Raw genomic sequence first — 12,941 nt, forward strand, 5'->3', positions numbered from 1 at the left:
CCTTGGTATGGGGAGCCCCATGCACAGCCTGTGCCAGTTTAGAAAGGCCCTAAGATGCGGCCCTCAGTGTTCACAGGGAAGAGTGAATGTCCGGAATGCCGAACATGCTGCACCGCCGTGGGTTTGGAAATCCGGACGCCCGTGGTTGCCGCCCGTTAGCCTCCCGTTAGCCTCCCAAGCCGAACCGGCGCATTTTCTCCCATAAGGTGGTCCGCGAGACCAGGAGCAGCTTGGCGGCATCGCCGATCTGGCCGCGCGTGGCATCGAGAGCTCGAAGGATCTCGCGGCGTTCGGCAGCGTCCCGCGCCGTTGCCAGCGAGGCGACGGAAGCCGCGGGCGCGGTCGCCGAGACCTGATGCTCCGGGAACAGGTCGACAGGGGCTATCCACTCGCCGTCGGCCAGCGCCACCGCGCGCTCCACGCGATTGCGCAGCTCCCGGACATTGCCCGGCCAGGCATGGGAGATCGCGGCCTCCTCGGCGAGCGAGCTAATCCCGCGAAGGGGCGTCCCGTCTTGCGTCAGGGCGTCGAAGAAACGCTGCATCAGCCAGGGAATGTCCTCCGGGCGATCGCGCAGCGGCGGAACCTCGATCGACACGACATTGATCCGGTAGAGGAGGTCCTCCCGGAACCGGCCCTCGGCGACGGCCTTCGGCAGGGCCTGATTGGTGGCCGTCACGACGCGGGCGCGAAAGGGCACCGGCGCGACGCCCCCGACCCGGTCGATCTCCCGGTTTTCGAGCAGACGCAGCAGTTTGCCCTGCAGCTTCAGCGGCATCTCGCCGATCTCGTCCAGGAAGAGCGTCCCGCCCTCGGCGCGCTCGGCATAGCCACGGTGCTGGCCGACGGCGCCGGAAAAGGCGCCGCGCTCGTGACCGAAGATCTCGCTTTCGAGGAGATCGTCGGGGATGGCCGCGCAGTTCACCGCGACGAAGGGTTCGTGCGCGCTGGCCGACTGGGCGTGCAGGAAGCGGGCGCAGACCTCCTTGCCCACCCCGGTCTCGCCCGTGATCAGCACCGGGGCCGGACGATCCGCCAGCCGCAGCAGCAGGGTCTCGATGCTCTGCATGCCTTGGGACAGTCCGAGAACGCCCCCCGCCTTGCGCTGGGCCGGCCGCAGCAGCCCGTCCAGACGCGCGAGGAAGGCGTCCATCTGAAAAGGTTTGGTGAGATAGTCGCCCGCGCCCGCCCGCATCAGCCGCACCGCCTGGTCGACGTCGCCATAGCCGGTGATGAAGAGGAAGGGCGCCGCCGTCTTGTCCACGGTGTTGCGAAACACGTCCTCGCCGGAGCAATCGGGCAGGCGGATGTCGCAGACGACGATATCGGGATTGAAGCGGGCCATCTCGTCCGAGATGGAGGCCCCGTCCTTCCACCAACGCACCGTCCCGCCCTCGATGGTCAGGCGCTGGAAGAGCGATTCGCCCATGATGGGGTCGTCCTCGACGATGGCGATGCGACGGTGCTCAAGCGACATCGGCGAGCGCCTCCTCGTGGTTGAAGGGAAAGGTGACGACGATGCGGGTGCCGCCGAGGGCGCTCGCTTCGATCGCCGCGGTCGCGCCGAGTTCGATCATCAGGCGCCGCACGAGCCAGAGGCCGAGGCCGGCATTCGGTTCGTACAAGGTCGTCAGCACGTCTCTCGACCGGAGATAGGCGGCCGCCTCCTCGGGCATGCCGGGGCCGCTGTCGTCGATCGTCACGATAAAGCTTTCTCCCGATCGCCGGGCAGAAAAGGTGACGACCGATCCGGCCGGTGACGCGGCGCAGGCATTGAGGAGAAGGTTCAACAGGATCTGGCGAGCCTTGGTCGCGTCGACCGGCACGTCGCCGCCGATGGCGCTGGTCCAAGCGATCGTCAGCGAGCGTCGCTCGGCCTCGGGATGCAGGAGAAGCCGGAGGTCGGCAATGTCGGCCGGATGCAGCGTGCGCGTCTCCCCGACCGACCGGTAGCTGACGAGCGCCGTCTTGACGACGTCGCGGATGCCCGTCAGGCCGCGTTCCAGGAGGTCGATCGAGGCCTTGCGGGCCAGCGGTTTGTCGCCATGGCGCTTCAGGGTGTCGAGGCTGTTGAAGAGCCCGCCGAGCGGATTGTTGATCTCGTGCGCCATGCCGGAGGCGAGCCGCCCGAGGCTGGCGAGTCTCTCCTCCTCCGCCAGCCGGCGGGCAAGGTTCTCGCGGTCGCGCACGGCGTCGACGAGCCGTCCGTAGGAGCGGAAGAGCCGCCCGGTTTCACCGACGGCCGAGCGGAACTCCGGCGAGAGCGGCATGACCTCGGCCTTGGTGCTCTGCTGGAGATGATCGGTCAGCAGCCGGATGGGGCGGACCATGCGGCCGACGGCGAAATAGCCGAGGCCCGCCAGGACGATGGTGATCGCGATGTTGGTCGCGATGAGGGTCATCAGCACTTCCCGTCGCTCGGCCGCCAGATGCGTGGTATCGAAGCTCGCATAGACCGAGCCGAGCTTGCGGTCCTCATAGACGAGGTCGCGGCTGAGGAAGGCGAGCGTGCCGCCCTCCTGGGTCCGGAACCCTCCGCCTTTGGCAAATCGCGCCGTCACTTCCGCCGGCAGGCTCGTCCCGGTCGGGAACGCCCGCGGATCGGACGCTGCCAGAACCTTGCCGCCGGAATCCAGAACGATCGTGCCCGCCGCTGCGAGGCCCCGGTACATTCCCTTGGCCCGGTCGACGGTATCGAAGGTCTCCCACACATCGCGCCGGAGAACGGCGGGGATCAGCGAGGAGGACAGACCGTCGAGATAGGCGTTTCCGAGTTCCTGGAGATGGCGCTCCTGCGTCGCCTGGAGACGCCCGAGAACCTGCTGCGAAACGGTGAGGCTCAGCGCCACCATCAGGATCACGACGAGGAGGGGGATCTGGACCGTCAGAGGCCAGGACGAAACGGCGAGCGCGCGTCTCATGTCGATCGCCTGACGATGTCGATCTTGGCCGCGATCGTGTCGAAAAGCCCTTCATCCTCCACCGCAAAGCCGTCCAGACGAAGCATGGCCAGAACCTCGCGCCCGACCGGATCGGCGGACATCCCCAAAAGCGCGTCCCGCAACCGCGACGTCTCCGGGCTGTCCACCGATCGCCGGGCGCAGGCGATCGGCGGAAAGCCCAGCCATTCGGACGCGCGAAGGATTCGCGTGCGGTCCGTCAATGCAGGCTCGAGCTCTGCCATCACCTCCCAGACGTAGCCGTCGACGCTGCCGGACTGGGCAAGGCCGGAGGCGACCGCGCGCACGACGTTGCGATGGCCATAGGTGTAGAAGCTGCTCTGGAAGAACGAGGACGCGGACAGGCCTTCGGCGGCGAGCAGCGCGGTGGTCACGAGATAGCCGGAGTTGGAATCGGGATCGGAAAAGGCGTGGATGTCGCCGCCGAGCCGGTGCCAGTCGTCGCCTGGGCGATCGCGATCGACGATGATGTAGGCCTGGTATCGGGGGGACCCCCGCCAGACCGGCACCGCCACGAGGGCGAGCTCGCTGCGGTACTGCACGAAGGGATAGCCGCAGATCCAGGCCGCATCGACCTGGCCGGAGACGACGAGCGCCGAGATTTCCTGATAGGTGCGGCGCGTCACCAAGTCGACCGGCCGGCCCGTCGAGGCCTCGAGATAGGCCTGAAGGCGTTCGAGGAGGGCGAGATCGGAGTTGCGGAACACCGGGGTCAGGCCGAAGGCGAGGCGGGCCCGCGGCGCGGCGGAAGCAAGGCTTGGAGCCGCAAGAGCCGTCGCCGCCAGTCCTCCCAGAAGCGCCCGGCGATCGATCCGAACCGGCGCCTTGGCCAGCCTCTCGTCCGCGCTCCCGGATGGTGATGGCATCCTCTGCCCCTTTTGGGTCTCTCGTCGCTTCGCGGTAGCATTGCCCCGGCAGTCAGCGCGGTCAATGCTGAGCCGTCCCCGGACGGTCGCGGTCTCACCCGCTTCGAGAGACGAGGCACGGTCTCGGCCCTGTCACACCCTTGCTATCTCGGCGCGGCGCGATTTTCTAATCGGCCACGGGATCGGAGCGTCATGCTCGGAAATGGCCGCGGCCGGCGCGAAGGCCGCCTCGCAGACCGGCGGCATCTCCCGGGGTTTCCAGCGTTTCCTCGAAACCGAGATCTGGCCGGCCGCGAAGGCGAGGCGAGCGCCGGGCTGTCGTCGACCTTCTGGCCGAGCCGGCGACTATGCCGCCCGGTTAAATAGGCTCGGCCTGTCGGCCGGGCCAGCCGGCGGCCTCATGCGGGGAAGACTGGCGCGTCGTGCCCGAGGGCTCCGGACCGGCGGGAGATCCCGCCGGTCCGGCCGAATCTGCCGGCGCCCCTAGGCGCCGATAGGCCTGTCAGGCCATGGCGATCTTGCCACCGCCCTGGCGGGTGATGACGACGACGGACGGGCGCACCGGCATGGCGTCGTTGAAGTCGGGCCAGCGGGTCGACAGGTCCTCGTAGTAGGAGGGGCGGCCGAAACCTTCCCAGTCCTCACCGCCATCGGCAGGGTGCTGGACCGCGACGAAGGCGGTCTCTAGATCGTCGAGGAGCAGCGGGCCGCACATCTCGGCGCCCACCGGCACGCGGTAGAATAGCTTCGACGTCGCGCGCGCCGCGCCTTCCGTGTCGACGGCCCAGAGACCGTCGGTCCGGCCCGTGGCCTTCGGCGAATTGCCGTCGGTCGAGACCCAGAGCCGGCCCTCGGCATCGACCGCGCAGTTGTCCGGCATGCCGAACCAGCCATTGGCCGTGGTGGCGCTGGAGAAGGTGGCGCCGACCTCGGCGACGGCGGGGTCGCCGCACTTCAGCAGCACTTCCCAGGTGCCCTTCGTCGCGGCGAAGTCATCGCCGTCCTCGTGGATCTCGATGATGTGACCGAAGGCGTTCTCGGCCCGCGGATTGGCGGCGTCGACCTGCTCGGCCTTGCGCTTGGTGTTGTTGGTCAGCATGACGTAGACGCGGCCATTGCTGCCGTTCGGCTGGATATCCTCGGGACGGTCCATCTTCGTCGCCTCGAGCAGATCGCCGGCGCGGCGGGTCTCGATGACGACGTCGGCCTGGCTGGCAAAGCCGTTCTCGGCCGTCAGCGGGCCCTCGCCATGGACCAGCGGCAGCCAGGCGAGCTGGCCGTCCTCGGCGAACTTGGCGACGTAGAGCGTGCCCTTGTCGAGGAGGTCCATGTTGGCAGCTTTGTTAGCCGGATCGAAGCGGCCTTCGGTGACGAACTTGTAGACATAGTCGAAGCGTTCGTCGTCGCCGAGATAGAAGACGACGCGGCCGTCCTTGGAAACGATCGACTCGGCGCCCTCGTGCTTGAAGCGGCCCATGGCGGTGCGCTTCTTCGGCACGGAATTGGGATCCATGGCGTCGACCTCGACCATCCAGCCGAAGCGGTTCGGCTCGTTCGGCCCCTTGGAAACGTCGAAGCGATCGTAGAACTGGCCCCAGGCATAGGTGCCCTCGGGAACGCCGTAGCGCTTGTAGTTGGCGGCTTCCGGATGGTCGGCGGCCAGTTCGCCCATGAAGTAGCCGTGGAAATTCTCCTCGGCCATCATGTAGGTGCCCCAGGGCGTGACGCCGCCGGCGCAGTTGTTGATGGTGCCGAGCACCTTGGTGCCGGTCGGATCGGCGGCGGTCTTCAGCCGGTCATGGCCGGCGGCGGGGCCGGTAAGCTGCATTTCCGTGTCCGCGGTGATGCGGCGGTTCATCGCGCCGTCGCGCACGACCTGCCACTTGCCGTCCGCCTTGCGGATCTCGACGATCGTGCCGCCATGCGCGGCGATCTCGATGTCGACCCGTTCCTTGTCGGCGTCGGAGACGGTGATCTTGCCCTCGGCGATCTTGACGATCCCCGGGAACATCAGATGTTCGTTGGTGTACTCATGGTTGACGACGAGCAGGCCATGCTCGGACGAGCCGTCCTCGAGCGGGATGAAGCCGACATAGTCGTTGTTGTAGCCGAACTGCCGGCGCTGCTTTTCCGCCGTCTGCGTCATCGGATCGAAGTCCGGCGCGTCGGCGAAGAGCGGATCGCCCCAGCGCAGCAGGATGTCGGCGTCGTAGCCCTCGGCGACATGGTGGTTGGCATCGATGCCGGCCTCGACCTCGGTGAAGGCGAAGCGCGACGCGCCGTCTTCGGCCCGCGCCTCGTCGGCGGCGATCAGCGCCAGCGGGCTGACGGTCGCGGCGATGGCAGTGACCGCCAGCGAGCCCTTCAGGAAACCGCGGCGGGAAAAGCGGGAGGCGATGATCTCGCCCATGGTCGGATTGGCGGTGGTGTTGTGTCCGGCCCCGTCATTGGCTTCCAATTGGCTGGTGCGGAACGTGGCGGTATCCTGGTCGGTCATGACGGCTTCCCCTGTTGGTGGCAGATCGGGCGACGCTCTTTCGAACGTTTCCAGATTTGCTAACCGGCTGGCATTACAGGCGCATGACAGCGCCGTGATGCTGCGAGCGTGAGGGGAAGGCGCGAAGCCGCGCGCTTACGAGACCAGCGGCAGCCAGAGCCAGAGCGCGACGAGCGTCGCCAGGAGCACCGGCGGCGTGATGACGAGGCCGACCGTCATGTACTGGCCCCAGGTGATGGTCGTGCCCTTGCCGGCGAGGACGTGCAGCCAGAGCAGCGTCGCCAGCGAGCCGATCGGCGTGAATTTCGGGCCGAGATCGTTGCCGATGACATTGGCGTAGACCATCAGTTCCTGCGTCAACGGATCGAGGGTGGCGCGATCGATGGCGAGTGCGCCGACGAGCGTCGCCGGCATGTTGTTCATGACCGAGGCCAGCACCGCCACGACGAAGCCTGTGCCGACGGTGGCGACGAACGTCCCTTGCGCGCCGAGCCAGACGAGCACGCCGGCGGCGATGTCGGTGAGGCCGGCATTGCCGAGGCCGTAGACCACCAGATACATGCCGATCGAGAACAGGACGATCTGCCAGGGCGCTTCCCGCAAGACCTTGCCGAGCGGCACGACGGCGCCGCGACCGCCCGAAAACCAGCGGCCGGCGATGGCCATGAGGACGAGCGCCGCGGCGCCCGTCACGAAGGCGATGGGCACGCCGAGCGGCCCGGTGACGAAATAGGCGACGAGGAGGAGGCCGAGCAGCGGGAAGGCGGCGCGGAAAACCTGGGCGTCGCGGATCGCATGCGCCGGGGCCTCCAGCGCCGAGAGGTCGTAGCGCGCGGGAATGTCGCGGCGGAAATAGGCCCAGAGGACGAGGAGCGTGGCGGCGAGCGAGACGAAATTCACCGGCACCATGACCGCGGCGTAGCGGCCGAAGGACACGTCGAAATAGTTGGCCGTCACGATGTTCACGAGGTTGGAGACGACGAGGGGCAGCGAGGTGGTGTCGGCGACGAAGCCGCAGGCGACGACGAAGGCGAGCGCGCCGGCGGGCGGAAAGTTCAGCCGGAGCAGGATGGCCAGCACGATCGGCGTGAGCAGAAGCGCGGCGCCGTCATTGGCGAAGACGGCGGCGATCGCCGCGCCGAGGAGGACGACGAGCGGGAAGAGTTTTCGCCCGCTGCCGCCGCCCCAGCGGGCGACATGAAGCGCCGCCCAGGAGAAGAAGCCGGCCTCGTCGAGGATGAGCGAGATGACGATGAGCGCGACGAAGGTGAAGGTCGCGTCCCAGACGATGTCCCAGACGACGCCGACATCGGCCCAGCCGACGACGCCGCTTGCGAGCGCGACGGCTGCGCCCGCCAGGGCCGACCAGCCGATGCCGAGCCCTCGGGGTTGCCAGATGACGAGGACGAGCGTGGCGACGAAGATCGCGAAGGCGAGCATGGGCCGTTTCCATAATGGAGAGCGCAGGACCGAGGTCGGCGCTTCGCGCCGTCTCCCGGACCGGGGGACGTGTTGTGGAGCCGGCGCCCGCCAGCGCCGAGGACCTCAGATCGAGGCTTGGTTCACGCGCTTCATCAAGGCTTCGGCGCTCTCGACCCGCTCGGAATAGCGGTCGGTGAGATAGGCCGAGCGCCCGCGCGTCATCACCGTGAACTTCACCAGTTCCTCGCAGACGTCGACGATGCGGTCGTAGAGCGGGGAGGGTTTCATGCGACCCGCCTCGTCGAATTCGAGAAAGGCTTTTGGCACCGAGGACTGGTTGGGGATCGTGATCATCCGCATCCAGCGGCCAAGGACCCGCATCTGGTTCACCGCATTGAAGCTTTGCGAGCCGCCGGAGACCTGGATCAGCGCCAGCGTCTTGCCCTGCGTCGGACGCCGGGCGCCTTCGCTGAGGGGGATCCAGTCGATCTGCGCTTTCAGAATGCCGGTCATCGCGCCGTGGCGCTCCGGGCTGACCCAGACCATGCCCTCCGACCAGGCGGCGAGGTCGCGCAATTCCTTGACCTTGGGATGATCGGGCTCGGCGCCATCGGGCAACGGCAGTCCGCGCGGATCGAAGCTGCGGACCTCGCAGCCGAACCAGCGCAAGAGCCGCGCCGCTTCCTCCGAGGCGAGCCGGGAGAAGGAGCGCTCGCGGATCGACCCGTAGAGGACGAGGATGCGCGGGGCGTGCGTCGGCCCGTCCGGCCCGGCCAGCGCCGCGATGTCGATCGGACGAAGCTGGTCGGGTGCTATGTTCGGCAGGTCCATCGCCAGCGGATCGGTCACGCGGCGCTCCCCATCACCGCCTCGCCGTCCTCCTTGGTGAAGGTGGCGACCGGGTTGTCGAGGAGCGGCAGGACCTTTTCGGAGGGGCGGCAGAGCGCGACGCCCTTGTCGGTCACGACGATGGGGCGGTTGATGAGGATGGGATGCGCCATCATCGCGTCGAGCAGTTCCTCGTCGGAGAGTTTTGGATCGTCCAGCCCGAGCTCGGCATAGGGCGTGCCCTTCTCGCGCAGGAGGTCGCGCGGCGTCATGCCCATGACGTCGAGCAGTTCGGTCAGCGTCTCCCGGCTCGGCGGCGTCTTCAGGTATTCGATGACGACGGGCTCTTCGCCGGACTGGCGGATCATCTCCAGCGTGTTGCGCGAGGTCCCGCAGGCGGGATTGTGGTAGATCGTGACTGTCATCTTCAGTCCTTCAGGCGACGTCGGGCTTCTGGAATGTGGCGCCCTCGAGCTGGCCGATCTCGCGCACCTTCACGGCGAGGCGCGAGCGTTCTAGACTGGCGATCGGCAGCGCGATGAAGACCGAGATGCGGTTCTTCATGTAGCGGAAGGCGGTGGTGAAGGCCGCGCGCTTCCAGATCTCGCCCTTGGTCTCATGGCTGGGATCCTCGATGCCCCAATGCGCCGTCATCGGCTGTCCCGGCCAGATCGGGCAGGTCTCGCCGGCCGCCTGGTCGCAGACGGTGAAGACGAAATCCATCTGCGGCGCCTCGGGGGTGGCGAACTCGTCCCAGGGCTTGGAGCGCATATTGTCGGTGGGATAGCCGAATTCCTCCAGCACGCTGAGCGCCATCGGGTTCACTTCACCTTTCGGCTGGCTTCCGGCGGAGAAGGCGTTGAAGCGTCCGGCGCCATCCTTGCGCAGGATGCTTTCGGCGAGGATCGACCGGGCGGAATTGCCCGTGCAGAGAAAGAGGACGTTGAAGGGCTGGTCGCTCATGAGCACGTCTCCGGAAGACAGGTGGAAGCGAAGTCGGCAAGGTTTCCGCAGATCTCGGGCTTGCCCGAGCAGCAGTCCTCGGTGAGGAAGGCGAGAAGCTGGCGCATGTCGTCGTAGCTCGCGGCATAGAGGATCCGTCGCCCGTCCCGCCATGAGCGCAGCAGTTTCGCGCGCTCCAGCGTCGCCAGATGAAAGCTCATCCGCGTCGGCGGGATCGACAGCGCATCGGCGATCTCGCCGGACGGCATGCCTTCGGGGCCGGCGCGAACCAGCATTCGGAAAGCCGCAAGGCGGTCGCCATGGGCGAGGGCGGACAGGGCGGAAACGGCAGCGTCGTCTTTCATGGATGCTATTATGCAAACATCCTTGGAGGATTCAAGTGAAGGCCGGTCGGCTGAGATCATGACACGGCGCGAGATCAATGCCCGACCCGCTGCAGCCTGATGCGCCGCCGAGCGTCAAAAAGGGGGCTTGCCCGGGCTGCCGGCCATGGCGGTTGTCCGGGGTCGCGGCAGACGGCCTATGCGCTATCGCATAGAATTTCGGCTCTCGCTTTACGGCGCGCTGCCGCTATGTGCTGGACGGAGCTGAACCCGGAGACGTGCCGTGAGTGTTGGACTGATCGCTCTTCTCGACGATGTCGCGGCTCTCGCCAAGACAGCCGCCGCCTCGCTCGACGATATCGCGGCGCAGGCGGGGCGGGCCGGCGTCAAGGCGGCGGGTGTCGTCATCGACGACGCGGCCGTGACGCCGCGCTATGTCGTCGGTTTCGCGGCGGAGCGCGAACTGCCGATCGTCGGCCGGATCGCCCTGGGATCGCTGCGCAACAAGCTGCTTTTCCTGCTTCCCGGTGCCCTGGCCCTCGGCGCCCTGGCCCCCTGGGCCGTCACCCCCCTCCTGATGCTGGGTGGCGCCTACCTCTCCTATGAGGGGGCGGAGAAGGTCTACGAGGCGTTGTTCCCGCACAAGGCGCACGCGCACGAGAAGAAGCTCGTCGCCGCGCCGGAGGACGCCACGGCGCTGGAGAACCAGAAGGTCGCCAGCGCGATCAAGACCGATTTCATCCTCTCGGCCGAAATCATGGCCATCACGCTCGCCTCGCTGCCGGCCGGAAGCCTGGTGAACCAGGCGGTGGTGCTCGCAGTGGTCGCCGTCGGCATCACGGTCGTCGTCTATGGCGGCGTGGCGCTCATCGTCAAAGCCGACGATGCCGGCGTCGCCATGGCCAGGACGGCGTCTCCCTCGGCTTTCGGCAGCCTCGTGCGCGGTCTCGGCCGGGGGCTGGTCATCGGCATGCCCTATTTCCTGAAACTCCTGTCGATCGTCGGGACGGCCGCCATGATCTGGGTCGGCGGCGGGATCATCGTGCACGGGCTGGAAGGCTACGGCATCGCCGGTCCCGCTCACCTCATCCACGACGCGGCACTGGCCTCCGCCTCGGTGGTGCCGGCTCTCGGCGGCGTCATCGAATGGCTGGTGACGGCGGCCGGGTCGGGGATCGTGGGGCTCGTGGTCGGTGCCGCGCTCATCCCGGTGACCGGCTATGTCCTCGCCCCTCTGGCCTCGCGAGTCCGCGGCCTGTTCGGGTCGCCAAAAGCAGGGACGGCCTCCTAGCTCACTCTGCGGTCGGCTCGTCAGCAGGCGGCTCCGTCAACCCGCATTGGTCCGCCGGATCAATGCGGTAAGGCTGCCCAGGCCTCCGGAGAACTCACCGTCAGCGTCACGCGGCCCGTTCAGCCGCCCAGGCAGAGAATGGGCAGGACGGAATCGGCCACATCGGCCGTGGTATCGGCCACGCTGTCAAAATGCTCGGGCGCCGGGGCCGGATCGAAGGCGATGCCATTGGCGGTGAGGAATTTTGCCACTGCGTCGGGCCGGATGGCGAAGTTGATGGATTGCGGGATGTCGCCGGTCGCGTCGGCGATCGCCACGGCGTCGAGCTTGGCGGTGACGACCCCGACCACCCGGCCGGACAGGTCGACGAGCGGCCCGCCGGAATTGCCCGGCTGCACCGGCGCGGAAATCTGCAGATAGCGCGCGTCGTTGGCGAGGCCGAGCAAAGACGAGACGTTGCCGCGCGTGACGTTCAAGCTGTCGGCGAGGATCGAGCGCAGGGGAAAGCCGAGCGCCAGCACGTCCTCGCCCAGCCGCGGCATGCCCGCGGCCAGCCGCAGCGGCGGGCCCAGCCGGGCGCCGACATGCACCAGAGCGAGGTCGTTGACGCGGTCGAGCACGACGGAATCGGCGGGGCCATAGGTGCCGACGAGAACCTGGCGGCAGGACCCCGCGACATGCGCATTGGTCAGCACCCAGCCATCCGCCGAGACGACGAAGCCGGATCCGGAAGAATCCGTCTCTGGACCCTGCGGTCGGTTCAGCCCGGGCGCCGGGGCAGGGGCGAGCGAGGCGGCGAGGTCCGCATCGGCGCGCGTTGTGTCGTGGCCGGCCACGGCCGTCATGGGGGCGGACCCAGCCTCTTCCGCGACCAGGTCGGACGGGGCGCCGAAGGGATCGAAGAGCTGCAGCGCCACGGTGGCATAGGGGATCATGGCAGGCGCGGCCCCGTCGCCGAAGGAGATGACCAGTCCGCGCAGGTCATCGCCCCGGCCGTCGAAGCGAAGCGTGTAGGCGCGATCGTCCTCGCGTCCGCTGATCGTGAAGCTGTCGTCGGAAAAGCTGGTGGCGGTGATGCTGCGGCCGCCGGCAGGACGTTTCAGCACGTCATAGAGGGCCGAGAGGCTGCCGCCCTTCTCCTGCAGCCGGACCGCTTCGATCTCGATGCCGCGATGGGGCGAGCGCCAGACGCGGCCGACCGCGGTCGCCCCGTCGTCGCTGACCAAAGCCAGCGGCAGCCCCATCCGCATGCCCGTGGCGGCATCCTCCAGCGTCTGGTACCCGACCGCGGCCAGTGCCGCGTCACTTTGCCGCACCAGCTGCTGCAGCAGCGCCTCGTCGATCACCCCATTGGCTTCCATGCCGTGGCGGGCCTGGAAATAGCGGAGCGCCCGCAGGCTTTCCGCGTCCATGCTGCCGCTGAAGGTGCCGGTATAATCGCCCGTCCACGCCAGACGGATCTGCAGGCCGAGGCGGAAGGTCCGATCGGTCTCCTCATTGTAAATCTGGCTGAGAGAAGCAGTTTCCTGCGCGGACGGCGCACTCTGGACTTGGGCCCAGGCGACGTGCGGCTGCAGCGTCGCGGCTGACAGGCACAAGACGAGGAACAGACTCCGCAACCGAGGGCGTGTCTGGTATGCACGGCGCATGACACTCTCCGCGGTCACAGTCTCTTCAGGAATAACGGACTCAAAGGTTAATTCGATCCGCCTGTCGTCCATGATTTGGTAACAAGTCTGTGTCGTTTCCAGAGGCTTTCGCCGCAGGCCTGAATTTTCAGAAAAACCCTGC

At 67.5% G+C, this 12,941-nt stretch carries 11 protein-coding genes; 1 reads left to right on the forward strand and 10 read right to left on the reverse strand.

From position 1 onward, the window contains the following. Positions 1-166 precede the first annotated feature (166 nt). The 9 genes from IEX88_RS02870 to IEX88_RS02910 form a co-directional block, all read right to left on the reverse strand. Positions 167-1,477, reverse strand: a complete 1,311-nt coding sequence (locus tag IEX88_RS02870; RefSeq protein WP_188849031.1) for a sigma-54-dependent transcriptional regulator — start codon at positions 1,475-1,477, stop codon at positions 167-169. Continuing rightward, positions 1,467-2,921, reverse strand: coding sequence for an ATP-binding protein (locus IEX88_RS02875; protein ID WP_188849032.1), 1,455 nt, complete (start codon positions 2,919-2,921; stop codon positions 1,467-1,469). The genes IEX88_RS02870 and IEX88_RS02875 overlap by 11 nt, the downstream gene beginning before the upstream one ends. Then, a complete protein-coding gene (locus IEX88_RS02880; protein ID WP_188849033.1) occupies positions 2,918-3,826 on the reverse strand; it encodes a substrate-binding domain-containing protein in 909 nt (302 codons plus the stop codon). The genes IEX88_RS02875 and IEX88_RS02880 overlap by 4 nt, the downstream gene beginning before the upstream one ends. A gap of 502 nt (positions 3,827-4,328) precedes the next feature. Next, positions 4,329-6,323 (reverse strand): PhoX family protein, encoded by a 1,995-nt coding sequence (locus IEX88_RS02885; RefSeq protein WP_188849034.1) that lies wholly within the window; start codon positions 6,321-6,323, stop codon positions 4,329-4,331. 135 nt (positions 6,324-6,458) lie between these two features. Continuing rightward, complete coding sequence (locus IEX88_RS02890; protein ID WP_188849035.1) at positions 6,459-7,763, reverse strand: arsenic transporter; 1,305 nt, start codon at positions 7,761-7,763, stop codon at positions 6,459-6,461. 105 nt (positions 7,764-7,868) lie between these two features. Continuing rightward, positions 7,869-8,576, reverse strand: a complete 708-nt coding sequence (arsH, locus tag IEX88_RS02895; protein ID WP_188849295.1) for an arsenical resistance protein ArsH — start codon at positions 8,574-8,576, stop codon at positions 7,869-7,871. A gap of 14 nt (positions 8,577-8,590) precedes the next feature. After that, positions 8,591-8,998, reverse strand: coding sequence for an arsenate reductase (glutaredoxin) (gene arsC / locus IEX88_RS02900; RefSeq protein ID WP_188849036.1), 408 nt, complete (start codon positions 8,996-8,998; stop codon positions 8,591-8,593). A 10-nt stretch (positions 8,999-9,008) separates the two neighbouring features. Then, on the reverse strand, positions 9,009-9,536 hold the full coding sequence (locus IEX88_RS02905; protein WP_188849037.1) for an arsenate reductase ArsC: 528 nt from the start codon (positions 9,534-9,536) through the stop codon (positions 9,009-9,011). Continuing rightward, positions 9,533-9,880, reverse strand: a complete 348-nt coding sequence (locus tag IEX88_RS02910; protein ID WP_188849038.1) for an ArsR/SmtB family transcription factor — start codon at positions 9,878-9,880, stop codon at positions 9,533-9,535. Before IEX88_RS02910 ends, IEX88_RS02905 begins: the two co-directional genes overlap by 4 nt. Before the next feature lie 262 nt (positions 9,881-10,142). On the opposite strand from IEX88_RS02910, the gene IEX88_RS02915 reads away from it, so the two are divergent. Continuing rightward, complete coding sequence (locus tag IEX88_RS02915; RefSeq protein WP_188849039.1) at positions 10,143-11,150, forward strand: DUF808 domain-containing protein; 1,008 nt, start codon at positions 10,143-10,145, stop codon at positions 11,148-11,150. 119 nt (positions 11,151-11,269) lie between these two features. Here IEX88_RS02915 and IEX88_RS02920 read toward each other — a convergent pair whose 3' ends face one another. Then, positions 11,270-12,799, reverse strand: a complete 1,530-nt coding sequence (locus IEX88_RS02920; protein ID WP_188849040.1) for a S1C family serine protease — start codon at positions 12,797-12,799, stop codon at positions 11,270-11,272. Positions 12,800-12,941: the final 142 nt, after the last annotated feature.

The sequence above is a fragment of the Aureimonas glaciei genome (assembly GCF_014643375.1).
Lineage (GTDB): Bacteria > Pseudomonadota > Alphaproteobacteria > Rhizobiales > Rhizobiaceae > Plantimonas > Plantimonas glaciei.

Excerpts from the sequence above, each read along its gene's own strand:
- IEX88_RS02880 (WP_188849033.1), bottom strand. The coding sequence starts at position 3,826 with ATGCCATCACCATCCGGGAGCGCGGACGAGAGGCTGGCCAAGGCGCCG.
- arsC (WP_188849036.1), bottom strand. The coding sequence starts at position 8,998 with ATGACAGTCACGATCTACCACAATCCCGCCTGCGGGACCTCGCGCAAC.
- IEX88_RS02910 (WP_188849038.1), bottom strand. The coding sequence starts at position 9,880 with ATGAAAGACGACGCTGCCGTTTCCGCCCTGTCCGCCCTCGCCCATGGC.
- arsH (WP_188849295.1), bottom strand. The coding sequence starts at position 8,576 with ATGGACCTGCCGAACATAGCACCCGACCAGCTTCGTCCGATCGACATC.
- IEX88_RS02890 (WP_188849035.1), bottom strand. The coding sequence starts at position 7,763 with ATGCTCGCCTTCGCGATCTTCGTCGCCACGCTCGTCCTCGTCATCTGG.
- IEX88_RS02870 (WP_188849031.1), bottom strand. The coding sequence starts at position 1,477 with ATGTCGCTTGAGCACCGTCGCATCGCCATCGTCGAGGACGACCCCATC.
- IEX88_RS02905 (WP_188849037.1), bottom strand. The coding sequence starts at position 9,536 with ATGAGCGACCAGCCCTTCAACGTCCTCTTTCTCTGCACGGGCAATTCC.
- IEX88_RS02920 (WP_188849040.1), bottom strand. The coding sequence starts at position 12,799 with ATGCGCCGTGCATACCAGACACGCCCTCGGTTGCGGAGTCTGTTCCTC.
- IEX88_RS02885 (WP_188849034.1), bottom strand. The coding sequence starts at position 6,323 with ATGACCGACCAGGATACCGCCACGTTCCGCACCAGCCAATTGGAAGCC.
- IEX88_RS02875 (WP_188849032.1), bottom strand. The coding sequence starts at position 2,921 with ATGAGACGCGCGCTCGCCGTTTCGTCCTGGCCTCTGACGGTCCAGATC.